The 24036-nt window shown below is 73.7% G+C and carries 25 protein-coding genes; 21 read left to right on the forward strand and 4 right to left on the reverse strand.

From position 1 onward, the window contains the following. Positions 1–59: 59 nt before the first annotated feature. A complete protein-coding gene (locus ACZCAH_RS10110) occupies positions 60–1631 on the reverse strand; it encodes a WXG100 family type VII secretion target (protein WP_464340952.1) in 1572 nt (523 codons plus the stop codon). A gap of 242 nt (positions 1632–1873) precedes the next feature. Between ACZCAH_RS10110 and ACZCAH_RS10115 the strand changes: the two genes are divergently transcribed. The 3 genes from ACZCAH_RS10115 (at position 1874) to ACZCAH_RS10125 (ending at position 3175) form a co-directional block, all read left to right on the forward strand. Continuing rightward, positions 1874–2104 carry a hypothetical protein gene (locus tag ACZCAH_RS10115; RefSeq protein ID WP_464340953.1) on the forward strand — a complete coding sequence of 77 codons (231 nt, stop codon included), beginning with the start codon at positions 1874–1876 and terminating at the stop codon, positions 2102–2104. 157 nt (positions 2105–2261) lie between these two features. Continuing rightward, positions 2262–2735 carry a hypothetical protein gene (locus ACZCAH_RS10120; protein ID WP_464340954.1) on the forward strand — a complete coding sequence of 158 codons (474 nt, stop codon included), beginning with the start codon at positions 2262–2264 and terminating at the stop codon, positions 2733–2735. A 2-nt stretch (positions 2736–2737) separates the two neighbouring features. Continuing rightward, positions 2738–3175, forward strand: coding sequence for a hypothetical protein (locus ACZCAH_RS10125; protein WP_464340955.1), 438 nt, complete (start codon positions 2738–2740; stop codon positions 3173–3175). Positions 3176–3237: 62 nt separating this feature from the next. Here the strand turns inward: ACZCAH_RS10125 and ACZCAH_RS10130 are convergent, their stop codons facing one another. Beyond that, on the reverse strand, positions 3238–4821 hold the full coding sequence (locus tag ACZCAH_RS10130) for a WXG100 family type VII secretion target (protein ID WP_464340956.1): 1584 nt from the start codon (positions 4819–4821) through the stop codon (positions 3238–3240). After that, positions 4818–5606, reverse strand: a complete 789-nt coding sequence (locus tag ACZCAH_RS10135) for a hypothetical protein (RefSeq protein WP_464340957.1) — start codon at positions 5604–5606, stop codon at positions 4818–4820. The genes ACZCAH_RS10130 and ACZCAH_RS10135 overlap by 4 nt, the downstream gene beginning before the upstream one ends. A 430-nt stretch (positions 5607–6036) precedes the next feature. Here ACZCAH_RS10135 and ACZCAH_RS10140 point away from each other — a divergent pair, with 430 nt between their 5' ends. From ACZCAH_RS10140 to ftsY, 5 genes are all read left to right on the forward strand, one after another. Further along, positions 6037–7386, forward strand: a complete 1350-nt coding sequence (locus tag ACZCAH_RS10140) for a bifunctional folylpolyglutamate synthase/dihydrofolate synthase (RefSeq protein ID WP_464340984.1) — start codon at positions 6037–6039, stop codon at positions 7384–7386. Position 7387: 1 nt separating this feature from the next. Further along, entirely contained in the window at positions 7388–7804 is a 417-nt protein-coding gene (locus ACZCAH_RS10145; RefSeq protein WP_464340958.1) for a DUF4233 domain-containing protein, read from the forward strand. A gap of 70 nt (positions 7805–7874) precedes the next feature. Then, positions 7875–8300 carry a nucleoside-diphosphate kinase gene (ndk, locus tag ACZCAH_RS10150; RefSeq protein ID WP_329749685.1) on the forward strand — a complete coding sequence of 142 codons (426 nt, stop codon included), beginning with the start codon at positions 7875–7877 and terminating at the stop codon, positions 8298–8300. A gap of 90 nt (positions 8301–8390) precedes the next feature. Next, on the forward strand, positions 8391–8555 hold the full coding sequence (locus ACZCAH_RS10155) for a hypothetical protein (protein ID WP_329749684.1): 165 nt from the start codon (positions 8391–8393) through the stop codon (positions 8553–8555). A gap of 111 nt (positions 8556–8666) precedes the next feature. Continuing rightward, positions 8667–10202 carry a signal recognition particle-docking protein FtsY gene (ftsY, locus tag ACZCAH_RS10160; RefSeq protein WP_464340959.1) on the forward strand — a complete coding sequence of 512 codons (1536 nt, stop codon included), beginning with the start codon at positions 8667–8669 and terminating at the stop codon, positions 10200–10202. Between the two features lie 68 nt (positions 10203–10270). Here ftsY and ACZCAH_RS10165 read toward each other — a convergent pair whose 3' ends face one another. Further along, complete coding sequence (locus ACZCAH_RS10165; protein WP_464340960.1) at positions 10271–11659, reverse strand: acetamidase/formamidase family protein; 1389 nt, start codon at positions 11657–11659, stop codon at positions 10271–10273. Between the two features lie 288 nt (positions 11660–11947). Between ACZCAH_RS10165 and ACZCAH_RS10170 the strand changes: the two genes are divergently transcribed. The 13 genes from ACZCAH_RS10170 to lepB all read left to right on the forward strand — a co-directional run bounded on the left by ACZCAH_RS10170 (position 11948) and on the right by lepB (position 24006). Further along, positions 11948–13342 (forward strand): ammonium transporter, encoded by a 1395-nt coding sequence (locus ACZCAH_RS10170; protein ID WP_464340961.1) that lies wholly within the window; start codon positions 11948–11950, stop codon positions 13340–13342. Next, positions 13339–13677 carry a P-II family nitrogen regulator gene (locus ACZCAH_RS10175; RefSeq protein ID WP_464340962.1) on the forward strand — a complete coding sequence of 113 codons (339 nt, stop codon included), beginning with the start codon at positions 13339–13341 and terminating at the stop codon, positions 13675–13677. The genes ACZCAH_RS10170 and ACZCAH_RS10175 overlap by 4 nt, the downstream gene beginning before the upstream one ends. Further along, positions 13667–16012: a [protein-PII] uridylyltransferase family protein gene (locus ACZCAH_RS10180; protein WP_464340963.1), complete on the forward strand. Its 2346-nt coding sequence runs from the start codon at positions 13667–13669 to the stop codon at positions 16010–16012. Before ACZCAH_RS10175 ends, ACZCAH_RS10180 begins: the two co-directional genes overlap by 11 nt. Before the next feature lie 127 nt (positions 16013–16139). Continuing rightward, positions 16140–17744: a signal recognition particle protein gene (gene ffh / locus ACZCAH_RS10185; RefSeq protein WP_464340964.1), complete on the forward strand. Its 1605-nt coding sequence runs from the start codon at positions 16140–16142 to the stop codon at positions 17742–17744. Positions 17745–17862: 118 nt separating this feature from the next. Beyond that, a complete protein-coding gene (locus ACZCAH_RS10190) occupies positions 17863–18972 on the forward strand; it encodes an amidohydrolase family protein (protein ID WP_464340965.1) in 1110 nt (369 codons plus the stop codon). A gap of 251 nt (positions 18973–19223) precedes the next feature. Then, positions 19224–19514, forward strand: a complete 291-nt coding sequence (locus tag ACZCAH_RS10195; RefSeq protein ID WP_464340966.1) for a hypothetical protein — start codon at positions 19224–19226, stop codon at positions 19512–19514. A 235-nt stretch (positions 19515–19749) separates the two neighbouring features. Further along, the gene (gene rpsP / locus ACZCAH_RS10200; protein ID WP_464340967.1) at positions 19750–20238 is read left to right on the forward strand and encodes a 30S ribosomal protein S16; all 489 of its coding nucleotides are present in this window, start codon (positions 19750–19752) and stop codon (positions 20236–20238) included. Between the two features lies 1 nt (position 20239). After that, positions 20240–20482, forward strand: a complete 243-nt coding sequence (locus ACZCAH_RS10205; RefSeq protein WP_329749675.1) for an RNA-binding protein — start codon at positions 20240–20242, stop codon at positions 20480–20482. Between the two features lies 1 nt (position 20483). Then, complete coding sequence (locus ACZCAH_RS10210) at positions 20484–21392, forward strand: hypothetical protein (protein ID WP_464340968.1); 909 nt, start codon at positions 20484–20486, stop codon at positions 21390–21392. After that, positions 21389–21973, forward strand: coding sequence for a ribosome maturation factor RimM (rimM, locus tag ACZCAH_RS10215; RefSeq protein WP_464340969.1), 585 nt, complete (start codon positions 21389–21391; stop codon positions 21971–21973). Before ACZCAH_RS10210 ends, rimM begins: the two co-directional genes overlap by 4 nt. 3 nt (positions 21974–21976) lie before the next feature. Then, on the forward strand, positions 21977–22726 hold the full coding sequence (gene trmD / locus ACZCAH_RS10220) for a tRNA (guanosine(37)-N1)-methyltransferase TrmD (protein WP_464340970.1): 750 nt from the start codon (positions 21977–21979) through the stop codon (positions 22724–22726). A gap of 343 nt (positions 22727–23069) precedes the next feature. Next, complete coding sequence (gene rplS, locus ACZCAH_RS10225; protein WP_329749671.1) at positions 23070–23420, forward strand: 50S ribosomal protein L19; 351 nt, start codon at positions 23070–23072, stop codon at positions 23418–23420. Positions 23421–23427: 7 nt separating this feature from the next. Further along, complete coding sequence (gene lepB, locus ACZCAH_RS10230; RefSeq protein WP_464340971.1) at positions 23428–24006, forward strand: signal peptidase I; 579 nt, start codon at positions 23428–23430, stop codon at positions 24004–24006. Positions 24007–24036: the final 30 nt, after the last annotated feature.

A 24036-nucleotide genomic window follows, 5' to 3' on the forward strand; every position in this document is an offset into this window, starting at 1 on the left:
CCCCCCCCCCCGCCCCCGTTCATCGGAGCTCCTGCTCATCGGTGTCTCGGCGCCCCGGCTCACCGGAGGTCCTCCCGGCCGACGTCGACCACCAGGTCCTCGACCAGCACCACGTCGTCGCCGAGGTAACGGCCCGCGAGCTCGTCCTGCAGGTCGATCAGCGTGGGGTGCGTGCTCGCAGCGGCCCGAACCGACCCCGAGTAGCCGCCGCTCGTGTCCGGGCCGTGCTCCGTCTCGAGCACCGAGTCGTGCGCATTGCGCAGCTGTCCGGCCTCGCCGTACGTCTGGACCGGGGCGGGCAGGAGGACCTCCCGGACCTGCGCGGAGTCGACCCGGGTCCCATCGACCCGCAGCCCCCCGAGATCCAGCCGCGGCACCGGATCGGCGATGTGCGCCGGCACCTGGTCGGGCAGGATCACGGGGATGCCGGCGAGACCCGGGAGAGGGACCAGCACCGGCTGGTGCGCGACGTTGACCACCTGGGTCAGCTCGGTCGCCGGCGCGACGCTCTGCACGGGTGAGCCGACGGAGAAGGTGTGCGTCACCCGGTAGGTTCCCGGCTCCCCGCCGAGGCTGTTGAAACCGGGGTCCGCGGCCAGCCGTGCCGCGGTCAGCCCGCCCTGCGAATGGCCGACGATCATCACCTCGGCCCCGTCCGGCACCCCCGCGGCGACCATCGCCGCGCGGACGTCCGCCATCGCCGCGGACTCCTGCCCGGCCATGGCCCGGAGGTTCGAGTCCCACCCGGCGGAGTTCCCCTGGGCACCCCAGGACCGCGGGTCCACGATGTTCCCTCCACCCGTCGGCGGGGCATGCACGATGTACGCCTCGGTGCCGTCGGCTCCGCGGACCGTCTGGATGCGGATCCTGCCCGAGGCGACGAGATCGGCCGGGGCACCTCCGGGGTCGAGGGCGCCGCTCGCGGACTCGTCGAGGTCGACCAGCAGATCCACGAGGTCCTGCGGAGCGGCGGAGCCGGTGACCGGTCGGACCGCATGCACGGTCACGGAGGTGCGGGGGTCGAGCAGTCCCGTGTCGGTGACGGTCTCCAGCGGGGCGAGCGCCACCGCCCCCGTTGTGAGCAGCAGGCTCGCACCGAGCTCGGCGACGGTGGGCACACGCTCCCCGCCGATCCAGTCGCCGAGCACCCCGCCCAGATGGCCCAGCTCCCCGCCGACCCGCCGGAGCCCGTCGGCGTCGACCGCGAGCCCGAGCATCCCGGAGACGGCCGCGCCGCGGGGGAGCAGCGGCGGCAGGAACGCGCGCGCTCCGACCAGGAGCTCCGCCGGGACGAGAGACCCGGTGCGTCGCGCGCCCGCGCCCTGCCCCGGGCGGGGGACGCCCGCCGGGGGTGGGGCGCCATCGGCGCGCGAGGCCTCGTCCTGCTCGCGGGCTTCCCCGGCGAGGGCGGCGGCGTGCTCGGCGAGGGCGAGACCGCCCCGCGCGAGGCGCGGACCGACCTCGCTCTGCCAGCGGTCGCGGAGCGCCTCGGCATCGGAGCCCTGCCAGTCCGCCGCGGCCACCGCTCTCTCGAGAGAACGGGAGAGCACCGCGAATTCTCCGGCGGCCCCGCGCAGCCGCCGTGACAGATCGCGGGCTGCCGCACTGTCCATGCCGCGGAAGTCGTCCACCGTGTCCCGCCTTCCCGTTCCGGGCGGACCCCGTCGGCCCGTGTGCTCGGAGCGTAGGCAGTCGGCGGCCTGGTCGGCCGGGTCGCCGGCGGCGCTGTGGACGGACAGGGGCTGGGGAGGGACGATCCCCGGCCGCCCGGCTGTCGGCCGCCGGCACTCTGCTGCCGAACCTCGAGGGATGTGATGACCTGCAGGTCACCGTTACCACCGCGGAAGCGGTCCGGAGCGGACCGTCTTTTCCCTTGCCCTTCCCCGCCCTGCCGGACCCGGTCGGCCTCGCTCGCCCCCGGAGCTCCCCATGGCCGGCCTACGGGAACCGGAACTTCTTCCGCCTGTACTCGCAGTGGTTCGGCACGCCCAACGGCCGCTCCGCGACGCACTATCCCGTCGCGGCACTCGCCGGGAAGGCTCCGGCCAACCCCTTCACGGACGTCACCCCCACGAGCTCGATCTTCTTCGTCGAGATCTCCTAGATGAAGCACGAGAAGTACACGACCGGCTGGCCCGACGGCACCTACTGAACGCTGCAGCCCATCAACCGCGACGCGATGGCGGTCTTCGTCTACCGCCTCGAGGTCGACTGACTCGGTCCCGTCCCGCGGGGGCGGGAGGGCGTGGGAGGCTTCGGGCATGGACGGCATGAACAGCATCGAGCGGACCCGGACCCAGACCCGGAGCGCGAACGCGCGTCGCGTCGTGGGACGGCGGGCGGTGCTGACCCATGCGGCCCTCGCCGTGCCGGTGCTGCTGACGGGGTGCGTGCCGGGCTCCGCGCAGCGACGGGTCAACGAGGTGGCGGAGAGAGCGGAGGGAGTGACCCGCTCCGAACTGGTGCTCGGCACCGGCGGCACCTTCGGCGCGATCCTCTACGGGGACATCACCTGCGCGGTCCCCGGGGCGGAGCTGGAGGCCGTGCTCGACGAGTCCTGGCGCGCGGTGATCACCCTGCTGCACGACGACGGCGGGGAGGACGACCGCGGCGTGCAGAACGTCATCGGCCGTGCGGAGGACGGCACAGCCGTCGACGTCCTCGAGTGGCTGCCCGAACGTGACCCCGGAACCGTCACGGTCGCGGACTTCTACCCGCGCTACGGGCTGGGCTGAGCATGGCCGGGACCGGGAGGACGCGGGGACTGCTGCAGGGACTCGTGCAGGGGGTGCGGACGAGCGCGATGCGGGCGCAGCTCGCCGAGCGCGCGCGACGGGCCGTCGGCGAGGTCGACGGGGTCCGGTCCGTGCAGCTGGTCCTCACCCGCAGCGGCAGCTTCCGCACCACCCTGCAGGGCGAGATCGCCCTCGAGGCGACCGAGCGTGCCGAGGCTCTGCGCGTCTATGACGCGGCGATAGGCGCCGTGGTCTCCCTCCTCCACGAGGCGGAGCTCGCGCCCTGGGGCCCCGAGGTGGGCATCGGCGCGATCCGCGGCCTGCTCCCCACCGGCGACGAGCTGACCGGGAAGGACATCGCTCCGCGGCTGCCGGGTCGCGGGGTGCCGCTGCCCGAGATCACGGCCGGCGCCTTCGCGTCCCGGTACGGGCTGCACTGAGCTCGTCGGCTCCAAGCAGTGCTCAGCGCTCCCCGGCAGTCCTCAGCGCTCCCCGGCGGGGGTCAGCCGCCGTGCTCTCCGCGGCCCACCTCGACGACCGTCGACCGCGCCACATAGGTGCCGTCGCCGAGATACACGCCGCTCAGGTCGTCCTGGAGCGCGGAGAGCGTCGGATCGGTCGCCGTGTTCCGCGCGACGGTCCCGGCGTAGCCGCCGTCGGGATCGCCGTTCGGGCCGGTCGAGTCGTGGTTCGCGTTCATCAGCCCCATCGGGTCCGAGATCGGCGTGGGATAGCCGGGCAGGCTCACTTCGTGCCGGTTCGGCGCACCGAGAGACCCGCCGTCGACCTGGGCCCCGCCGAGGTCCAGGCCCGGGATCAGGTCGCCCGAGACGCTGGGTCCCGGATGCAGGCCGCCCGCATGGGAGACGTTGACCGACTCGGTGGATCCCTGCGCGGGGAGCGTGGTCTGCACGGGGGAGCCGACGGAGAAGGTGTGCGTGACGTTGTACGAGCCGGGGGAGCCGTCGGCGTTGTTGAAGGTCGGATCCGCGGCGAGGTTGTTGGCGACGATCCCGCCCTGCGAGTGGCCGACGAGCATCACGTTCGCCCCGGCGGGCACCCCCGCGGCCTCGAGCGCGGCGCGCACGTCCTGCGTGGCAGCCGTGTCCTGACCGGCGACGAGGCGCAGGTTCGAGGCCCAGTCGCGGGAGTTGGCCTGCCCGCCGTAGGCGACGGGGAAGGCGCCGATGTCCCCCTCCGTCGGCGGGACCTGCACGATGTAGCTGGGCTCCGAGCCGTCGGCCGAGCGGACCTCCTGGATGCCGATCTGCCCCTGCTGGGAGGTGTCGCCGTGGCCGATGCGCAGGGCGGTGTTGTCCAGGATCAGGTCCTGCAGGGTCTGCGGGCTCGGGGACGGATCGCTCGAGACGGTCACGTCGGAGACCTGACCGCCGGGACGGTCGTCGAGGAAGGCCGTGTCCTCGCCGGTGATCGCCTCGTAGACGCCGACTCCCGCGGACCCGAGGGCGAGGAGCGAGGAGGCGCCGAGCTCCGAGATCGTCGGGACCCGCTCGCCGGTCGCCCAGTCGGTGAGCACTCCGCCGAGGTGGTTCGCGTCCCGCTGGAACTGGGCGATGCCGTCGGTGTTCACGCCGAGAGCGCCGAGACCGCTTTCGAGCAGGTCGATCCCGGTGTCGAAATCCCAGCCAAGGAGGTCCGAGGTGGTCGAGGCGAGTCCGGAGAGCAGAGATTCGGCCGGGTCCTCGAGCCAGTTCGGGATCCAGGGGTTGTCGGTGCTGCGGTAGCCGCCGGGGCCGTCGCCGCCCTGCCCGGGCGGAAGGGTGCTCGGGTTCTCGGCCGGACCGGACTCGGTGCCGTCGGCGTCGGAGACGACGTCCTGCTGGTCCGCCTCGCCCAGGGCGCGCTCGCCGAAGGCCTCGAGCTGCTCGAGCGTCACCGTGAGACGTCCCGCGGCGAGCTCCTCCCAGCGACCGCGGAAGTCCTCGGCGTCGGGGCCCTCCCAGCTGACGCCGCGCACCAGGGTCTCGAGCCGCCCCCGGAGGTCCTCGACCTGCCCGCTCGCGGTCCGCAGCCGCTCGGCGTGCTCGCGGACCTGCTCCGTGTCCATCCCCCAGAACGCGCTCATGCCGCACCGGCCCGGGTGACGAGGGCGAAGCGGAGGCCCTCCTCGAGGAGGGGGAGGAGGGTTCCGAGCACGTCGCCGTCGCCGACCGGGCGCACCTCGGGCGGCCCCGCCGCGACGCCGTCGGTGCGGTACAGGCCGCGGTCGCCGCGGACCCACAGGCGCGACCAGGTCACGGGACGCTCGGTCGCACGACCCCGCGGGTCGTGGAGCGTCAGCGAGACGGATACCCGCAGATCCTCGGCGGTGAGCGCGTCGCGCAGCCGCGGATCGAGATCGGGGACGCCGGCGAGGGCCTCGGCGGCGGGGACTCCGGCGAGCAGTCGCTCCTGCGCCGCGCGCTGCTGGTCGGGGGAGAGGCGCAAGGGCGGGATCTCGCGGTCGGTGCCGAGGGCGGCCGGAGCGCTGCCGAGACCGGTCCCGGCGAGCAGGTCGGTCAGACGCCGGGGCACGGTGTTCAGCGCGCACTCTTCCCAGCGCGATGGCTCCTGCCCGCGGGAGGTCTCGACCGTGGCGCCCTCGGGGGCCAGGGCGATGCGCAGCCGCTCGGTGCTCTCGGCTGTGGTGACGGCGAGGACGAGCAGGGCGGGGGCGGTGAGCTGCCGCAGCAGCAGGTCCAGCTCCGCGGCCGACGGGGGATCCGCGGCAGGGGCGGAGGAGGGTGCGGGGTCGGCATCGGCGGCGTCCCCGAGCAGGGCGCGATAGACGGGGTTCCACTCGGACGGCGGCATCGGGGCGCGGACGGCCCATCGGGCGACCTGGTCCAGGTCGGCGCTCAGCGTGGTCATCGGGCACTCCTGGGGAGGGGGTGGCGGACGCATCGCGCGCCCTGGTCCGACCTTAGGTGAGCGGGGTCACGACGCCCATGGGGACAACTCCCCATCCCGCCGTGCCCGCCCAGTCCCACACCTCGCCGCCTCGTCCCATCTCTCACCTCGCCGACCCCGCCCCCAACCCTCACCTCGCCGACCCCGCCCTTCACGTCGCCCCGCAGACGTGGGGGAATAGCGGCCCTATTCCCCCAAATCTGCGGGCCTTTCGGGTGGACGACGGGGCGTGGCGAGGGTCGGGTGGACGACAGGGGGAGCTGCGGCGAGGGCCGGGCGATGCCGTGGGGCGGCGGCGCGGAGGCCGGTCTCGGGCGGGGCTCGTAGACTGGTCCGGCCCCCGTCGCCCCAGCCCCCAGGAGCCGCAGTGCCCCGTCCCGCCCGTCCGGTCATGTCTCCTGCGCTGCGGGAGGTCTATGCGGCGCTGCTGCAGCGCGCCCCGGAGAACCGCATCGAGCCGGACCTCAGCCGGATCCGTCGGGTCATGGAGCTGATGGGCGACCCGCAGACCTCCTACCGGAGCATCCGCATCGCGGGCACCAACGGCAAGACGACGACCGCGCGGATCCTCGAGCGGATCCTGCGCGAGGCCGGTCTGCGCACCGGGCGGACCACGAGCCCCCACCTGCACTCGCCCACCGAGCGGATCGCGATCGACGGCGTCCCGATCGACGAGGAGGGCTTCCTGCAGGCGTACCGCGACGTGGAGCCCTTCGCGCAGATCGTCGACGCCGAGTCGCAGGCCGCCGGCGGACCGCCGCTGACCTTCTTCGAGTACCTCACCGCCATGGCCTTCCAGGCCTTCGCCTCCGCCCCCGTGGATGTCGCCGTGGTCGAGACGGGCCTCGGCGGCACCTGGGACGCGACCGGCGCGGTCGACCCCGACGTCACCGTGATCACCCCGATCTCGCTCGATCATCAGGAGTATCTCGGCGACACGATCGCCGAGATCGCGGGGGAGAAGGCAGGGATCCTCACCTCCTCGGCCACCGCGATCCTCGCCGCGCAGCCCTATGAGGACGCCGCGGACGTGCTCCGCGACCGCATCTCCGAGCTCGGGGCGGAGGCCGCCCTCGAGGACCAGCAGATCGGGGTGCTCGCCCGCACCCCCGGCGTGGGCGGTCAGATGCTCACCCTCCAGGGGATCGCCGGTCGCTACGAGGAGGTGTTCCTGTCCCTGCTCGGCGAGCACCAGGCGCGCAACGCCCTCCTCGCGGTCGCCGCCGCCGAGGCGCTCCTCGGCGACGGCCGCGCCCCGCTCGACGGGGAGCTGCTCTCGGCGGCGCTGTCGACCGTGACCTCGCCCGGACGCGCCGAGGTGGTGCGGCAGTCGCCGACGATCCTGCTGGACGCCGCGCACAACCCCGCGGGGGCGCTCACCCTGGTCGAGACCGTGCGCGAGAACTTCCGCTTCACCCGCACCGTCGGCGTGGTCGGGATCCTCCAGGAGAAGGACGCCGAGGAAATCCTCGCGGTGCTCGAGCCGCTCCTGGACGCCGTGGTGATCACCGCCTCCTCCTCGCCGCGGGCGATCCCCGCCGACCGTCTCGCCGACCTCGCCCGGGACGTCTTCGAGGACCCCGACCGCGTGCACGAGCATCCCGCGCTGCCCGATGCGATCCAGGCCGCCGTGGACCTCGCCGAGACCGACGGCGACCAGTTCGGCGGCGTGGTCGTCGCCGGATCGGTGACCCTCGCGGCCGAGGTGCGCGACCTGCTCGGCGTCGAGCGGGAGGACTGAGATGGCACTGGACCTCACGCCCTCCGCGCGCCCCCACGGGGCGCAGCGCATGTTCTCGATGACGATCCTCGTCGTCGAGGTGTTCCTGGTGTTCTTCGCGGCGCTCGTCGCGCACCAGCTGATTCCCGAGGATCGGGTGCTGACCTGGACCTGGGCGCTGCTGACGGCGCTCGCGCTGCTGCTGTGCTCGCGGCTGCTCACGCGCGGTGCCTGGCCCTACCTGCTCGGTGCCGTGCTGCAGATCCCCGTCATCCTGCTGGGCCTGCAGGTGAACGCCATGTGGGTGCTCGGCCTCGCCTTCGCCGCGCTGTACGTGTTCGGGGTGATCAAGGGGCACCAGCTCGACGCCGAGAAGGACGCGGTCGACGCGCGGGTGCTCGCCGAGCGCGCCGCCGAGGACGAGCCGACGGGAGCGTGAGCCCGCCGCCGTCGGCCGACGGAGGAGACCCGGGCCGACGAGTCCCCGGGTTCTGGGTACCCTGGGGCGCATGACCGCACAGCGCACCCTCGTCCTGCTCAAGCCCGACGCCGTCCAGCGCGGACTGCGCGGGGAGATTATCCGCCGCCTCGAGGCCAAGGGTTACGGCATCGTCGCCCTCGCCCAGCGCACCGCCACCGCCGAAGAGCTCGCCGCGCACTACGCCGAGCACGAGGGCAAGCCCTTCTACCCCGGGCTCGTCGAGTACATGGGCGCGGCCCCGCTCGTCGCCATCGTCGCCGAGGGCGTGAACGTCATCGCCGGCTTCCGCTCTCTCGCCGGGGCGACCAACCCCACCCAGGCCGCACCCGGCACGATCCGCGGCGACCTCGCCTGCGAGCAGGACCTGCCGGTCATCCAGAACCTCGTCCACGGCTCCGACTCGGAGGAGTCCGCGGCGCGCGAGATCGCGATCTGGTTCCCCGAGCTGGGCTGATTCCCGATCCTGCGCCGCGGCCCCTGTGAACCGCGCCGCAGGCCGGCCCACCCCCGCGTCCGGTCGGGCAGCGGCGTGCACAATGGAGGCATGCCGCTGTCCCTCGTCACCGTGATCTTCCTGCTCGTCGCCCTCGCGGTGGCGATCGGGATCGTCGCCGCGGTCGCGCTGCCCCACCTGCGCGGGGGCGGCCGCGAGGAGGATTCCGAGGAGTCCGGCGACCGTCGGCACACGAGCCGCACCCGCCGCGACTGACCCCGCCCCGCGGGGCGCCGTCGTCGGCCGTGCCCGGACGAGCCGAGGGTCCCCCTAGACTGGCCGCTGTCCTCGCCGCCTCGGCGGCTTCCCCGCACCCGGAGGTGACCTGTGGACCCCAATGACATCATCGCCCTGCTCGCAGGCGGAGGAGCGGGCGTGCTCGCGATCGGCGCCGGGGCGTGGGCGCTGGTCCGCTCCCGCGGCCGCCGTCGACCGACGGACACCGACGCCACCGGGGAGGATCCCGCGAGCGGCTCCGGGTCCGCGGCGGGCGCCGCGACCGCGGTCAAGGAGCGACCGGCCGCCCCCACCTGGGCGGACACCCTGTCGGCCCCGAGCCGGCCCGGCGCCGAGGAGAGCGCGCCCTCCGCGCAGCAGGACCACGCCGCCGGGTCCGAAGCACCTGTCGCCCAGGACTCGACCCAGGGCTCGGCCCAGGGATCCCCGGCCACGGCCGAGCCCGGTGCCGACGTCCCCTTCGACCAGGAGGTCAAGACCCCCGTCTCGGTCCCCGAGCCCGCCGCCGAGCAGGAGTCCGCTGCCGAGCCGGAGACCGCCGCCACCGCGCCCGCTGCCGCGGAACAGCCCGTTGCCGACGAGCCGCAGGTAGACGAGGAGCCCGAGGCCGAGCCTGAGTCCCAGGCAACCGCTGCCGCCTCGCCGGAGCGCGGGGTCGGTCCGGTCCTGGAGACCCCCGAGCCGCCCCAGGACCGCATGGTCCGCCTGCGCGAGCGGCTCTCCCGCTCCGGCGCCCTGGGCCGCGGCATCCTCACCCTCCTCACCCGCTCCACCGTCGACGAGGGCACCTGGGACGAGATCGAGGAGACGCTGCTGATGGCGGACCTCGGCCCCGACGCCACCGACGAGCTGCTCGCCAACCTGCGCCGCCGCATCCAGGTGCTCGGCACGGAGGATCCCGCCGCCGTCCGCGAGGTGCTGCGCGAGGAGCTTATCGCCCTCGTCGACCCGGCGCTCGACCGCCGTCTCGCCGCGAGCCGCCGCGAGGCGCCCGACGGCACGACGGTCCCCTCCGTGATCCTCATGGTCGGCGTGAACGGCACCGGCAAGACCACCACCGTCGGCAAGCTCGCCCGCGTGCTCGTCGCCGCGGAGCGCCGCGTCGTCCTCGGCGCGGCGGACACCTTCCGCGCCGCCGCCGCCGATCAGCTCGCCACCTGGGGCTCCCGCGTCGGCGTCGAGACGATCCGCTCCGACCGCGACGGCGCCGACCCGGCGGCCGTCGCCTTCGACGCCGTCAAGGCGGGCATCGAGCAGGGCGCCGACGTCGTCATCGTCGACACCGCCGGCCGCCTGCAGAACAAGAAGGGCCTGATGGACGAGCTCGGCAAGGTGCGCCGGGTCGCCGAGAAGGGCCTGCACGGCGACGAGGTCGCCGAGGTGCTGCTGGTGATCGACGCGACCACCGGCCAGAACGGCATGCAGCAGGCCCGTGTGTTCTCCGAGGCCGTGAACATCAGCGGCATCGTGCTCACCAAGCTCGACGGCACCGCCAAGGGCGGCATCGTCGTCAACGTCCAGCGCGAGCTCGGAGTGCCCGTGAAGATGGTCGGCCTCGGCGAGGGGATGGACGATCTGACCCCGTTCGACGCGCACGGCTTCGTCGACGCCCTGCTCGAGGCCTGAGCGGGGGGCGGCCTGCGACCCCCGGACGGCCCGGGCGATCCCCGTGATCGCCCGGGCCGTCCCGCGTCTCAGGAGAAGTGGCTCTTCGCGATGATCCCGTGTACCCCGACGGTGCGATCCACGACCTGGGAGATCGTGAAGTCCGCGGCGGCGGAGAGATAGGCGTAGGCGATCGCGCGGTCCATGCCGAGCTCCTGCTCAAGGAACTCCAGCGCGTTGACGACGGCGGTGCGCAGGGCAACGTCGAGGTCGCTCACCTGGCCGCCGGCGGAGCCGTCGGGATCGGACAGACCGATCGGGATCCACGCGTCGGCGGTCTCCGCGAAGGGGTAGCGGTGGGCGATCCGCGGGGCGTCGCCGTCGCCCTCCTTGCACACCGTCAGCCGGAACGTGCCCCGCAGCGAGCCCTCCATCGCGGTCAGCGCCACCTCCCCGTCGCCCATGGCGTGATGCGGGTCGCCGACGTAGAACAGGGCGCCGGGCGCATGCACCGGCAGGTAGAAGGTGGAGCCCGGGCCGAGGAGCCGGATGTCGATGTTGCCGCCCCCGAGGGTCGGCGGGATCGAGTTGGCGGAGGGATCGGTGGGCGAGGCGGCCTCCGCATGGGCGACGCCCATCATTCCCAGGAAGGGGCGCAGCGGGAAGCGCGCCGCCCCGCCGTCGAAGGCCATGACGCCGTGGCCGTCCTCGATCGGGGTGAACACCGAGACGTTGCCCCAGTCCGTCGGGTCCGCCGCGTCCCGGCCGTCCGTCGAGGTCGGCGGCATCACCTGGTCGAGGGAGGTGCCCGCCGGGGCGGCGCCGTCGGCCATGATCGCGAGGGCGCCCTTGCCGTGCCGGCTCGAGACCACGCCGTAGGGCACGCGGGGAGTGGCCTCGAGGGTCTCGATCTTCAGCACGTCGCCGACCTCGGCGCCCTCGACGGCGATCGGGCCGGTGACCACGTGAGGGCCGTCGGCGGCGAAGTCACGGGCGGTGCGGTCGTAGTCCGCCGCGATCGCGATCGCGTCCTCGAGCACGGAGCCCGCCTCGACGCCGTGCTCGCCGAAGAACTGCCGCGGGTCTCGGCCCTGGTCCTCGAGGATCCCCTCGTGGGAGACCGTGTCGATGGTGACGGTCTCGCCGGAGCCGATGCTCAGCACCGGCTCGGAGTGGACCGTGGGCACATAGCCCCACATCACCTGGTCCGTCTCCGAGCCGAGGTAGTGGTCGCCGGGGATGTCCCCGGTCCCCGGCTGCAGGATCGGCCCGGACCCCGCGGAGGGCGTCGTCTCCCCGCCCGAGGGGTCGCCGGCCGACGGGGCGCAGGCGGACAGCAGCGCGCCGCCCGCGCCGAGGGCCGCAGCGACGTGGAGCATCTGCCGTCGTCCCACCCCGCGACGAAGCGTCGCGGCGGCATGCCGCGCGAAGCGCTCGGAGGTGAGGTCGTCGGTGGGCAGCGGCGTCGTGGGGGTCATGCGTGGGGTCTTCTCCTCGAGGTCGTCCGCCGCAGCGGGCGGAGCGGCGTGCTCCCGCGACGCTGCGGAGGGCTCGGCGGGTGCCGTGGACGACGCTAGGCGGACCGTCCGCCCCGTCGTGCCTCCTGTCCCGCGTCCCGGACCCCTCGATCACGGAACGATCACGGGGCCCTCTCGACCTAGGAGATCCCGTCTCCCGACCGCACCCTGAGAGCACGGCCCACCCGGCCGGACGGCAGCCAGGGGCGGACAGCCCCTGCGCCGGCCCCTCCACCCTGGAGCCTCGACATGGAGCCCTTCACCCTCGACACGGGAGCGACGGCCTGGATCCTCATCAGTGCCGCCCTCGTGCTCCTCATGACCCCCGGACTGGCCCTCTTCTACGGCGGCATGGTCCGAGCCCGCACGGTGCTGAACATGATGCTGATGTCCTTCGGCGCCATGGCCGTCGTCGCGATCGCCTGGACGCTCTTCGGCTACTCGATCGCCTTCGGCACCGACGTGGCAGGCCTGTTCGGCAACCCGCTGGAGTTCGTGGGCCTCGGCGGCACCGACGAGCAGTCCCTGCTGGGCGGCAGCGGCGTGCCCTTCCTGGTCGCCGCGGGCTTCCAGATGACCTTCGCGATCATCTCCACCGCGCTGATCTCCGGGGCGATCGCGGACCGCGTCAAGTTCGGCACCTGGATGGTCTTCGCCGCGATCTGGGTCCTCGTCGTCTACGCGCCCCTGGCACACATGGTCTGGGGCGGCGGTCTCCTCGGAGGTGACGGCATCTTCGCCTCCATCGCGGAGCCGATCGACTTCGCGGGCGGCACGGTCGTCCACATCAACGCCGGCATCGCAGGTCTGGTCCTCGCGATCGTCGTCGGGGCCCGCAAGGGCTTCGGCAGCACCCCGATGAAGCCGCACAACCTGCCGCTGGTCATGCTCGGCGCCGCGCTGCTGTGGTTCGGCTGGTTCGGGTTCAACGCGGGGTCCGCCGGCACGGCCGACGGCACCGCGGGCCTCGCCTGGGTCAACACCACCGTCGCCACCGCCGGCGCGATGCTCGGCTGGGCCGCGGTCGAGAAGATCCGCGACAAGCACGTCACCAGCCTCGGCATGGCCTCCGGCGTGGTCGCCGGTCTCGTGGCCATCACCCCCGCCGCCGCGGCCCTGACCCCGATCACCTCGATCGTGCTCGGCCTCGCCGCGGGCCTCGCCTGCGCCCTCGCGGTCGGCCTCAAGTACCGCTTCGGCATCGACGACTCCCTCGACGTGGTCGGCGTGCACCTGGTCGGCGGCCTGGTCGGCACGATCGGCATCGGCTTCCTGGCCGCCGAGGGCGGGCTGCTCCTGGGCGGCGGCGTGAGCCTCCTGATCGTCCAGACCCTCGTGGCCCTCACCGCCATGATCATCTCCGGCGTGCTCACCGCGATCATCGCCCTCGCCCTGAAGGCCACCCTCGGCTGGCGCATCCCCGAGGCCGACGAGTACGTCGGCATCGACATCACCCACCACGCGGAGTCCGGATACGATCTCGCCGGGGGCGCGGCCTCGAGGCGTGCTCCGCTCTCCGGCACGGCGGCCTTCCCGGAGGCCCCCGGATCGGCGACCGAGCCCCGCAACCCCGCTCCGCACGACGAGCCGGCGACCGCCGCCGAGACCGCCGAGGCGCCCGTCACCACAGGAGAGACCCGATGAAGCTCGTCACCGCCATCATCCAGCCCCACGCCCTGCAGGACGTCACGGACTCCCTGCGCGAGTTCGGCGTGAGCGGCCTGACCGTCACCGAGGTCGCCGGCTACGGCCGGCAGGGCGGCCACACCGAGGTCTACCGAGGCGCCGAGTACCGCATCGACACCATCCCCAAGATCAAGGTGGAGGTGCTCGCCGAGTCGCCCGACGAGCCGGCGATCGTCGACCTCATCGTCGCCGCCGCGCGGAGCGGTCGGATCGGCGACGGGAAGGTGTGGAGCACCGACGTCTCCACCGTGGTCCGGGTCCGCACCGGCGAACGGGGTGCGGATGCCCTCTGAGGAGCTCCCCGGCCGACGCATCACCCAGGTGCTGCACGACGGCTTCGCGGATCCCTCCGCCGGCCCCTCCCGCCGGCTCGCCCAGGCCTCCCTCGTGGACGGCTGGCTGGGCGAGCTGTGGGACGGGGCCGGCGCTCCGGCGTCCGGCGCCGCGCTCGCCGCGATCGGCTCGCTGGGGCGGCGGGACCTCGGCCCGGGCAGCGACCTCGACCTGGTCCTCCTGCTCGATCCGGAGCTGGTGGGCGAGCGCGAGGCGCAGGAGCTCGCGAGCGCGCTGTGGTACCCGATCTGGGACTCCGGGACCTCGCTCGACCACTCGGTGCGCAGCCCCTCCGAGTGCGAGTCCGTCGCCCGGGATGACCTGCGCGCCGCCATCTCCCTGCTGGACCTCCGCCTCGTCGCCGGGGACGGCGACCTCGTCGACGAGACGGCCAGCCGGGTGCGCGCCCAGTGGCGCCGCGAGGCGCGCCGTCGGGCCCCCGAGCTGGTGGACCTGGCGCTGGACCGCACCCACCGCTACGGCTCCCTCGCCCATTCCTCCGAGCCGAACCTGAAGTCCGATCGCGGCGGCCTGCGGGACGTGACCGTCATCCGCGCCATCGCGGAGAGCTGGCTGGCCGACCACGACCACGAGGTCGTGGACGCCGCCGCCCGGGTCCTCGGCGATGCGCGCGATGCGCTGCAGGCGGTCACCGGCGCCTCGGGCACCCGCCTGGGCCGCGCCGACCAGGATGCCGTCGCCGCACTCACCGGGCATGCGACCGCCGACGACCACCACGCGGTGCTCGCCGAGGCGGCCCGCGCCGTGACCTGGGAGCTGCATCGCACCGTCCGCGCTGCGAAGGCGGCGAGCGCTCCCGGCGGCACCGCCACCCGCGGCCTCGGCACGGACCGCCGACCCGCGCTTACCCGCCTCCCGCACGGGGTGCTGGTCCAATCCGGCGAGGTGTCCGTCGATCCCGGCAGCCGCGATCTGCTGCGGGACGTGGCCGCGGTGCGGCACGCCGCGACGACCGGTCTGCCGCTCGCCGACGCGACCCTCGCACGCCTCGCCGCCGCGGAGACCGCGCCGATGCTGCCGCTGCAGCGGTCCGTGCTGGTCGACGCGCTCGCCGGCGAGCACTTCGCCGACGCCTACGAGGCCCTCGACGTGAAGGGCGTCTTCGCCCGCTGGATCCCCGGCTGGGCCGAGATCCGCAACCGGCCCCAGCGCTCCGCCGTGCACCGCTTCACCGTGGACCGCCACCAGGTCGAGACGGTGCTCGAGGCCCAGCGTTTCCTGCCGCAGGTCAGCCGGCCCGACCTGCTCCTGGTCACGGCGCTGCTGCACGATCTGGGCAAGCGAGCCGATGCCCATGATCACGCGGCGGAGGGGGCTCCGCTCGCCGAGGCCGCCGCCCGGCACCTCGGCTTCGACAAGTCCGACACCGCGACCGTCGGCCGCCTCGTCCGCGAGCACCTCACGCTGGTCTCCCTCGCCACCGGCCGCGATCTCGCCGATCCCGCGACCCTGCGGGACCTGCTCGTGGCGGTCGACCACGACCTCGACACCCTCGAGATCCTGCGCGCCCTCACCGAGGCCGACGCGATCGCCGCGGGCCCGTCGGCCTGGTCGACCTGGCGCGCCGACCTCGTGGACCATCTCACCGCGCTCGCCCGGGACGCACTGAGCGCCACGACGCCGGCTCCCCGCCCGATGCTCGCCCCGCAGCGCTCCGTGGTGGAGGCGGTGCGCTCGGCGGTCGAGCGCACCGGCTCGGCCCAGGTGGTCTACCCCGCCCCGATCGAGGCCGAACCGATCTCGCAGATCTGCCTCGGCGCTCCCGACGGCGACGGCGTGTTCGCGGCCATGGCCCGCACCCTGGTGCGGCTGCGGCTCGACGTGCACAGCGCCGTGGTCACGACCCTGGACGGGATCGCCGTCAACACGTGGTGGGTCTCCTCGGATCCCGGGGATCTCCCGCATCCGTCGGTGCTGCGCAGCGCCCTGGACCGCGAGCTCGCGAGCCGCGACCGGGCCGACGCCCGCGTGCTCGAGCTGCCGCCGCCTCCGCCACCGCGCACCACCGAGGACACCCCCGTGGTGACCCTGCTGCCGGGCGCCTCCCGCGAGGCGACCGTGGTGCAGGTCAACGCCCGCAACCGGCCGAGCCTCCTCGCGGACGTGGCCGAGGTGATCACCGTGCACCGGCTCCAGGTGCGCAGCGCGCACGTGATGACGCTGGGCCGCCGCGCCGTCGACGTGCTCTACCTGACCGACCAGCACGGCAGGTCCCTCGACCCGCCGACCGTCGGCCGCATCGTCGCCGCGCTGATGGACGCCGCCGCGACCTGAGCGGGCCGGGCCCCGGCGCGGGGCCGGGCGTGGCCGGTCTCTCGTGCGGAGCGGCTCACCCGTCCTGGGGACGGACCGGCTCGGCCACTACACTGGGGCGGTCCATCCGACCTAGGGGAAGCGCTTCGTGTTCAACAACCTCTCCGATCGCATCACGGCCTCGCTCAAGGGTCTGCGCGGTCACGGCCGCCTGACCGAAGCGGACGTCGACAAGACGATCCGCGAGATCCGTCGCGCGCTGCTCGACGCCGACGTCGCCGTCTCCGTGGTGCGCACCTTCACCGCGGCGGTGCGCGAGCGCGCACTCGGCGAGGAGGTCTCCAAGGCGCTCAACCCCGCCCAGCAGGTCGTGAAGATCGTCAACGACGAGCTGGTGCAGGTGCTCGGCGGGGCCACCGGCGAGCTGCACTGGGCGAAGAACCCGCCCACCGTGATCATGCTCGCGGGCCTTCAGGGTGCGGGCAAGACCACCCTCGCCGGCAAGCTCGCGCGGTGGATGAAGTCCGAGGGGCACACCCCGCTGCTCGTCGCCGCTGACCTCCAGCGCCCCAACGCCGTCAACCAGCTGCAGATCGTCGGCGAGCGAGCGGGCGTGCCCGTCTTCGCCCCCGAGCCGGGCAATGGCGTGGGCGACCCCGTGCTGGTCGCGATGAACGGCGTCTCCAACGCCCAGTTCTCCCAGCATGACGTCGTCATCGTCGACACCGCCGGCCGCCTCGGCATCGACGAGGAGATGATGCAGCAGGCGCGGGACATCCGCGACGCCGTGGGCCCCCACGAGACCCTCTTCGTCGTCGACGCGATGATCGGCCAGGACGCGGCGCGCGTCGCCGAGGCCTTCCGCGACGGCGTCGGCTTCACCGGCGTCGTGCTCTCCAAGCTCGACGGCGACGCCCGCGGCGGTGCCGCCCTGTCGATCACCGGCGTGACCGAGCGACCCATCCTCTTCGCCTCCACCGGCGAGGGCCTCGGCGACTTCGAGCGCTTCCACCCCGATCGCATGGCCTCCCGCATCCTTGACATGGGCGATGTGATGACCCTGATCGAGCAGGCCGAGAAGGCCTTCGATCAGAAGGAGGCGGAGAAGGCCGCCGCGAAGCTGGCCTCCGGCGAGGACTTCACGCTCGACGACTTCCTGACCCAGATGCAGCAGCTCAAGAACATGGGCAACATCAAGAAGATGCTCGGGATGCTGCCGAACATGGGCCAGTACCGCGAGGCGCTCGAGAGCTTCGACGAGCGCGAGCTGGGACGCATCGAGGCGATGATCCACTCGATGACCCCGGCGGAGCGCAACGACCCCAAGATCATCAACGGCTCGCGCCGCAACCGCATCGCCAAGGGCTCCGGCACCACGGTGCAGGCCGTCAACCAGCTGCTCGAGCGCTTCAAGCAGGCGCAGCAGATGATGCGCACCATGGGCCGCGGCATGGCCGGGGGCGGCATGCCGGGGATGCCCGGCGGTCCCGGCATGGGCATGGGCAAGAAGTCGCGCGGCAAGCAGCAGGCCCCGAAGCAGGGCAAGAAGGCGAAGTCGAAGAACCCCGCCAAGGCCGCTCGCGAGCAGGCCGAGGCCGCCGCCCGGGCGAAGGAGTCCGCCGGCCAGGGCGGATCGGCATTCGGCGGCGCGGGCGGTGCCTTCGGCAGCGGGGCGCAGGGCACCCCGGACCTGTCCGACTTCGACCCCAGCCAGCTCCCGCCGGACATGAAGAAGCTCTTCGGCGGCCGGTGACCGGAGCGGACCGATCGACCTGCGGCACCGCCGCGACGGAGGTGCTCGTCATCGGGGCCGGCGAGTTCCCCTGGGCTCCGCCGCCCGCGGCCGCGACCGGCTCGCTAGGCTCGCGAGCATGAGCCGCCCCGATGCCGCCCCGATCCTGCACCTGCGCGGGCCGGTCCTGATCGGCCCCGAGGAGGAGCTCGACGGCGCCTGGGTCGTGGACGGCGCGATCCGGCACGAGCGACCGGAGCTGCCGACGGGCGCAGAGGTCCGTGAGATCGACGGGTTCGTGGTCCCCGGACTCGCCGACCTGCACTGTCATCTGGGTATCGGCCACGGAGGGGGCGGCACCACCCTCACCGAGGCCCGCGCGCAGGCGCTCGTCGACCGCGATACCGGGGTGCTGCTGATCCGGGACGCCGGCTCGATCATCGACACCTCACCGCTCCAGCAGCAGCAGGACCTGCCGCGCCTCATCCGCTGCGGCCGCCACCTCGCCCGCACGCGCCGGTATCTGGTCGGCTACGCCGACGAGGTCGAGCCCGCGGACCTCCCCGCCGCCGTCACCCGAGAGGCCCGCCGGGGCGACGGCTGGGTCAAGCTCGTCGGTGACTGGATCGACCGTGGGGCCGGGGACCTCGCCCCCTGCTGGGAGACGGAGGACTTCGTCGCCGCGGCCGAGGCCGCTCACGCGGCGGGCGCCCGCATCACCACCCACACCTTCGACGAGGAGACGCTCCCGCTCGTGCTCGACGCGGGCTTCGACTGCCTCGAGCACGCGACCGGCCTGACCGACGAGACCATCCCGCGGGTCGCGGCGGCGGGGGTCCCGGTGGTCACGACGCTCGTGAACGTCGACGAGTTCGAGACCTACGCGTCGCAGGGCGAGGCGAAGTTCCCGGCCTACGCCGCGCACATGCGCCGACTGCGCGGGAACCGCTACGACCGCACGCGCGACGCCTATGACGCCGGCGTGCAGCTGCTGGTCGGCACCGACGCCGGGGGAGTGCTCGGGCACGGCATCGTCCACGACGAGCTCGACGAGCTCGCCGCCTGCGGACTCGACGGCTCCACGATCCTCGATGCCGCCGTCTGGGCGCCGCGCCGTGTCCTCGGCGCCCCGGGCCTCGAGGACGGCGCGCCCGCCGATCTGCTCGTCGTCCCCCGCGATCCGCGCACCGACCATCGCGCCCTGCGCGAGCGCACCCACGTCGTGCTCGGGGGCCGACGGGTCGTCTGACCCGATCCCGCCGCCTGGCGGAGAGGGATCAAACGGACGAGCTGCCTCGTGGCCGCCGCCCGGTCCGTCGGGCCGGGCTCCCGCGGGCACTACCGTGCAGGGATGCACTCCGAGGACGAGAGCAACCGGCCACCCCGCCCGACGCGGCGCCGGACGGCACGACCGAGGAGGAGGGCGGCGCCCCGCCCCGCTGGAAGCTCGTCGGCCCCGGCCTCGTCGTGGCCGCGACCGGCATCGGCGCGGGAGACCTCGTGGCCACCCTGGTGGCCGGCTCCCGCTACCGCTTCTATGCCCTGTGGCTGACCTTCCCGCCGATGCTGCTGCTCCTCCTCGGCCGGCCGGTGCAGGTGATCATCGCCTACGGCCTGCTGGGAGCCTTCTTCATGCCCTTCCTCGCCATCACCCTGCTGGTGCTCCTGAACTCCCGGCACGTGCCGCAGCGGTGGCGCAACGGCCCCGTGCTGAACATCGCCCTCGGTGCGGTGACGCTGCTCTTCGTGGTGCTCGGGGTGAACCAGCTGATCGGAGCCGTCACCGGCTGAGCGCCCGGCGACCGGCGACGCCCGGCGCGGTGATCCCGGGACCTCGGCTGTGCCCCGGCGCACAGGCCGACGGCTGGAACCGGACCGCCCCCACCTGGCATACTCATCCCTTGTATGTGCCCTGGCCGGCCCTCTACCCGCCGAGGCACGACGCCCCGAGAACCGTCAGCGCCCGCATGACCCCACAGGCTGCGGCGGGACTCACCCGAACATCCCTGAAGGAGAGTCCACCCACGTGGCTGTCAAGATCCGCCTGAAGCGCATGGGCAAGATCCGTGCACCGTTCTACCGCGTCGTGGTCGCCGATTCGCGCAAGAAGCGCGACGGCGCCGTGATCGAGGAGATCGGCAAGTACCACCCCACCGAGAACCCCTCGGTCATCGAGATCCAGTCCGAGCGTGCGCAGTACTGGCTCGGCGTCGGCGCGCAGCCGACCGAGCAGGTCACCGCGCTCCTCAAGGTCACCGGCGACTGGGCCAAGTTCAAGGGCGAGGGCGACGCCGCCGGCTCCCTCAAGACCGCCGAGGCCAAGAAGACCGCCGAGGAGCTCATCGCCGAGGCCGACAAGGCCGCCGGGGAGTCCCGCGAGGGCGCCAAGAAGGCGAAGGCCGACGCCGAGGCCGAGAACTCCGCCGAGGGCGAGGTCGAGGCCGGCTCCGAGGAGGCCCCCGCCGAGGGTGAGACCACCGAGGACGCCGACGCGGCCGCCGCCGACGAGGCCTGAGATGAGCGCTCGCGCCGAAGCCCTCGATCATCTCGTCCGCGGCATCGTCGACGACCCGGACGCGGTGCGCGTGACCGAGAAGTCCACGCGCCGCGGCCCGCTGCTCGAGGTCCGGGTCGGCACCGCCGACCTGGGTCGCGTCATCGGCCGCTCGGGGCGCACCGCCCGTGCCCTGCGCACGGTCACCGCGGCCCTGTCGGACGATGACGTGCGCGTCGACATCGTCGACGTCGACCGGCGCTGAGGTGCCTCGACGCCTCTTCCGGAGCGGCACTGCCAGCCTTGAGCAGTGCCGCTCCTGGTTTTCCCCGGTCGCGCTGCTCGCGGGCGCCCTGCTGCTGAGCGCCTGCCAGAGCGCGGTCCCCGGCGGCCCCGACCCGGAGGAGGACCCGGCCGCGAGCACCGCCGCCGCCGCGGACCCCGTGCTCGTCGGGGGCTGCACCACCTTCTGGGGCGACCCCGACTACGCCGACCCGCTCTCCCGCGTGGTCCTCGACCGGGCGGCGACCGCCCCCGAGATCGGCCCCTCGGACCCCTTCTTCTACGCGATGACCGGCGATGACGTCGAGGCAGCCTTCAACGGGGCCCCCGAGGGGGCCGTCGAGGCGGCGAGCGGTCTCGCCGAATGGTTCCGCACCCAGCCGGAGCAGGGCGAGGAACTCGACGCTGCGGCCTTCACCACCGCCTGGGAGGGTGTCGCGAGCGTCTGCGCCCCGGTCTCGGCCGCGGCAGCCTGGGCCCTCGGCCCGGGCGAGGACGGCGCCAAGCCCGCGGCGCTCGCCTGCGCGGACGTCTTTGACACCCCGGGCACCCTCAACCACTTCGGCAACGCGAACGTGCTCACCTCGAACATGTTCGCGCTCGTCGGCCGCACCCCGCAGCAGGTCCCCGCGGATCGTCTCGAGGACGTGCAGGCCACCGCCGATCTGCTCGCCGCCGAGATCACCGCGGTCGACGACGACGCCGTCCGCGCCGCCCTCGAGCAGGTGCGCACCCCGTTCCAGGACGCCCTGGACGGCGACCTGTGGTCCGACGGGCTGCAGGACCCCCTGGTCGCGCTCGACACCGCGTGCGGTGCGGCCGGCTACTCGACGCCCGGCACCGGGCAGGACACCGACGGCGGCGACGCCGGAGAGGACGAGGGACTCGTATGAGCACGCTCGACGTGATCGTGGCGACCATCGGCCGGGCCCATGGCCTGCGCGGAGAGGTCGCCCTGCTGCTGCGCACCGACCAGCCCGAGGAGCGCTTCGAGCGCGGCACCGTCTTCACGGTCCAGACCTCCGCGGGGCCCCGCACCCTCACCATCGCCCGCACCCGCCTGCAGCAGGACCGGTGGTACGTGACCTTCGCCGAGGTCGCTGACCGCACCGACGCCGAGTCCCTGCGCGGCGTGGACCTCGAGATCGAGGTCGACGCCGAGGAGGAGGCCGAGGAGGATCCCGACGCCTGGTACCCCTCGCAGCTCACCGGGCTCGAGGTCGTGCACGTTGACGGCCACCGACTCGGGACCGTCGCCGGGATCGAGCACCTGCCCGCCCAGGACCTGCTGATCGTGCGGACCGCGGATCGCCGCCGGGTGCAGCTGCCGCTGGTCGAGCAGCTCGTGCCCGTGGTCGACCTCGAGGCCGGCCGCATCACCGCGAACCCTCCCGGCGGGCTCTTCGACGAGCTGCCGGAGGACGAGCAGGGGCCCGAGCCCGAGACGTCCGGCCCCGCCCGCGGTCAGGGCTGAGCCGTGCGGATCGACGTCCTCACCCTCTTCCCGGAGTACCTCGCCCCGCTCGAGCTGTCGCTGATCGGCAAGGCCCGGCGGGACGATCTCGTCGACCTGCGGGTCCACCAGCTGCGGGACTGGACCCACGACCGCCATCGCACCGTCGACGACACCCCTCTCGGCGGCGGTGCCGGCATGGTGATGAAGCCCGAGCCGTGGGCCGAGGCCTTCGCCGCCGTGCGCGCGGCTGGTCGCGCCGAGCTCGGCGAGGACGCTGAGCCGCTGATCGTCTTCCCCAACCCGGCCGGCACCCCGTTCCGCCAGGCCACCGCCCAGGAATGGTCGGGGCGGGAGTGGATCGTCTTCGCCTGCGGCCGCTACGAGGGCATCGACGAGCGCGTCTACGAGCACCTCGCCGACGAGGGTTTCGAGGTCGCGCTCGCCTCCCTCGGCGACTACGTGCTCAACGGCGGGGAGGTCGCGGTCCTCGCGATCACCGAGGCCGTGGTGCGGCTCGTGCCGGGCGTGGTCGGCAACGCGGAGAGCCTCGTCGAGGAGTCGCATTCGGCGGGACTCCTCGAGTACCCGCTGTACACGCGGCCCGCCGCCTGGACCGATCCCTCCGGCACGCTGCGCGAGGCCCCGGCGATCCTGCTCTCCGGGGATCATGCGCGGATCGCGGCCTGGCGTCGGGAGCAGTCCGAGGCACGCACCGCCGCGCGCCGGCCCGACCTGCTCGCCCCGCCAGCGACCCCGGCCGACGGCGCCTGAGCCCCCGCCGGACCCGTCGGCGCGGGCGCGTCGGGGCGCGAGGTGACCGATGCGACAGCGCCGTCGGGCGTGACCTGCGTCGGCGGCGGGGGAGCGGGCTTGCCGCGGCCCGCGGCGCGCTGGCAGAATGACCCCTCGTGCGTGTCGCGCATCCCCCTGCCTCAGGGGAGGGATGCACCGAGCGGCCGGGCAGATCCGTGGCGATGGGAGTCGCCGCCAGAGGCCCAGCACACCGGCACGAGGCGCCGTGAGGGGCCTCGCCGGATCGACAGTTCCGAACAGGCGCCTCCCGGCGCCCCGCGAACACGCTGTCCGACCTGAGGCGGAGGGCTGGAGAAGCACCATGCAGAAGCTCGACGAGCTCACCAAGTCGTCCCTGCGCGAGGACGTCCCCGACTTCCGCGCCGGCGACAACGTCAAGGTCCACGTGAAGGTCATCGAGGGCAACCGCTCCCGTATCCAGGTCTTCCAGGGCTACGTCATCGGCCGCCAGGGCCACGGCGTGGGCGAGACCTTCCGCGTCCGCAAGATCTCCTTCGGCGTCGGCGTGGAGCGCGTGTTCCCCGTGCACGCCCCGACCGTCGACAAGATCGAGGTCGTCACCCGCGGCGACGTGCGCCGCGCGAAGCTGTACTACCTGCGCGGCCTCACCGGCAAGAAGGCCCGCATCAAGGAGAAGCGCGACCACTCCTGATCTGCGGATGACCCCCGCGATCGATCCCGGACGGCGGCGGCCCCACCTCGTGGTGGCCGTCGCCGTCTGCGTCGTGCTGCTGCTCGTCGGCGCCCTCGGCGTGCGCCACCTCGTGGTGCGGCCCTTCACCGTGCCGTCGGCCTCGATGCAGCCCGCCCTGCAGGTGGGCGACGTGATCCTCGCCGACCGCTCCACGCGCGGCACGGCCCAGCCGGGCCAAATCGTGGTCTTCGACGGCAGCGGCTACTTCGCCCCTGGCGACGAGGACGGCGACCGCTTCTGGGTCAAGCGGGTCATCGCGGTCGGCGGTCAGCGGGTCTCCTGCTGCGGGAGGGACGGGACGATCGAGGTCGACGGCGTCGCCCTCGAGGAGCCCTATCTCGCGCCCGGCACCGCCCCCAGCGAGATCGAGTTCGACCTGCTCGTCCCCGAGGGACGCATGTTCGTGCTCGGCGACAACCGGGCCGACTCCACCGACTCCCGGCACCTGCTCGGCGCGCCCGGCGGCGGCATGATCCCCGTGGATCGTGTGATCGGCTCGGTGCACGAGGTGGTGTGGCCACTCTCGCGCCGCGGCTCCCTGTGACCCCTCGGGCAGTGCGGATAGGATCGCGCC

The organism is Brachybacterium sp. B718/18 (genome assembly GCF_055454375.1).

Excerpts from the sequence above, each read along its gene's own strand:
- ACZCAH_RS10120 (WP_464340954.1), top strand. The coding sequence starts at position 2,262 with ATGGACGGCATGAACAGCATCGAGCGGACCCGGACCCAGACCCGGAGC.
- ACZCAH_RS10125 (WP_464340955.1), top strand. The coding sequence starts at position 2,738 with ATGGCCGGGACCGGGAGGACGCGGGGACTGCTGCAGGGACTCGTGCAG.
- ACZCAH_RS10130 (WP_464340956.1), bottom strand. The coding sequence starts at position 4,821 with ATGAGCGCGTTCTGGGGGATGGACACGGAGCAGGTCCGCGAGCACGCC.
- ACZCAH_RS10135 (WP_464340957.1), bottom strand. The coding sequence starts at position 5,606 with ATGACCACGCTGAGCGCCGACCTGGACCAGGTCGCCCGATGGGCCGTC.
- ACZCAH_RS10140 (WP_464340984.1), top strand. The coding sequence starts at position 6,037 with ATGTCTCCTGCGCTGCGGGAGGTCTATGCGGCGCTGCTGCAGCGCGCC.
- ACZCAH_RS10145 (WP_464340958.1), top strand. The coding sequence starts at position 7,388 with ATGGCACTGGACCTCACGCCCTCCGCGCGCCCCCACGGGGCGCAGCGC.
- ndk (WP_329749685.1), top strand. The coding sequence starts at position 7,875 with ATGACCGCACAGCGCACCCTCGTCCTGCTCAAGCCCGACGCCGTCCAG.
- ACZCAH_RS10155 (WP_329749684.1), top strand. The coding sequence starts at position 8,391 with ATGCCGCTGTCCCTCGTCACCGTGATCTTCCTGCTCGTCGCCCTCGCG.
- ACZCAH_RS10165 (WP_464340960.1), bottom strand. The coding sequence starts at position 11,659 with ATGACCCCCACGACGCCGCTGCCCACCGACGACCTCACCTCCGAGCGC.
- ACZCAH_RS10170 (WP_464340961.1), top strand. The coding sequence starts at position 11,948 with ATGGAGCCCTTCACCCTCGACACGGGAGCGACGGCCTGGATCCTCATC.
- ACZCAH_RS10175 (WP_464340962.1), top strand. The coding sequence starts at position 13,339 with ATGAAGCTCGTCACCGCCATCATCCAGCCCCACGCCCTGCAGGACGTC.
- ACZCAH_RS10180 (WP_464340963.1), top strand. The coding sequence starts at position 13,667 with ATGCCCTCTGAGGAGCTCCCCGGCCGACGCATCACCCAGGTGCTGCAC.
- ACZCAH_RS10190 (WP_464340965.1), top strand. The coding sequence starts at position 17,863 with ATGAGCCGCCCCGATGCCGCCCCGATCCTGCACCTGCGCGGGCCGGTC.
- ACZCAH_RS10205 (WP_329749675.1), top strand. The coding sequence starts at position 20,240 with ATGAGCGCTCGCGCCGAAGCCCTCGATCATCTCGTCCGCGGCATCGTC.
- rimM (WP_464340969.1), top strand. The coding sequence starts at position 21,389 with ATGAGCACGCTCGACGTGATCGTGGCGACCATCGGCCGGGCCCATGGC.
- rplS (WP_329749671.1), top strand. The coding sequence starts at position 23,070 with ATGCAGAAGCTCGACGAGCTCACCAAGTCGTCCCTGCGCGAGGACGTC.
- lepB (WP_464340971.1), top strand. The coding sequence starts at position 23,428 with ATGACCCCCGCGATCGATCCCGGACGGCGGCGGCCCCACCTCGTGGTG.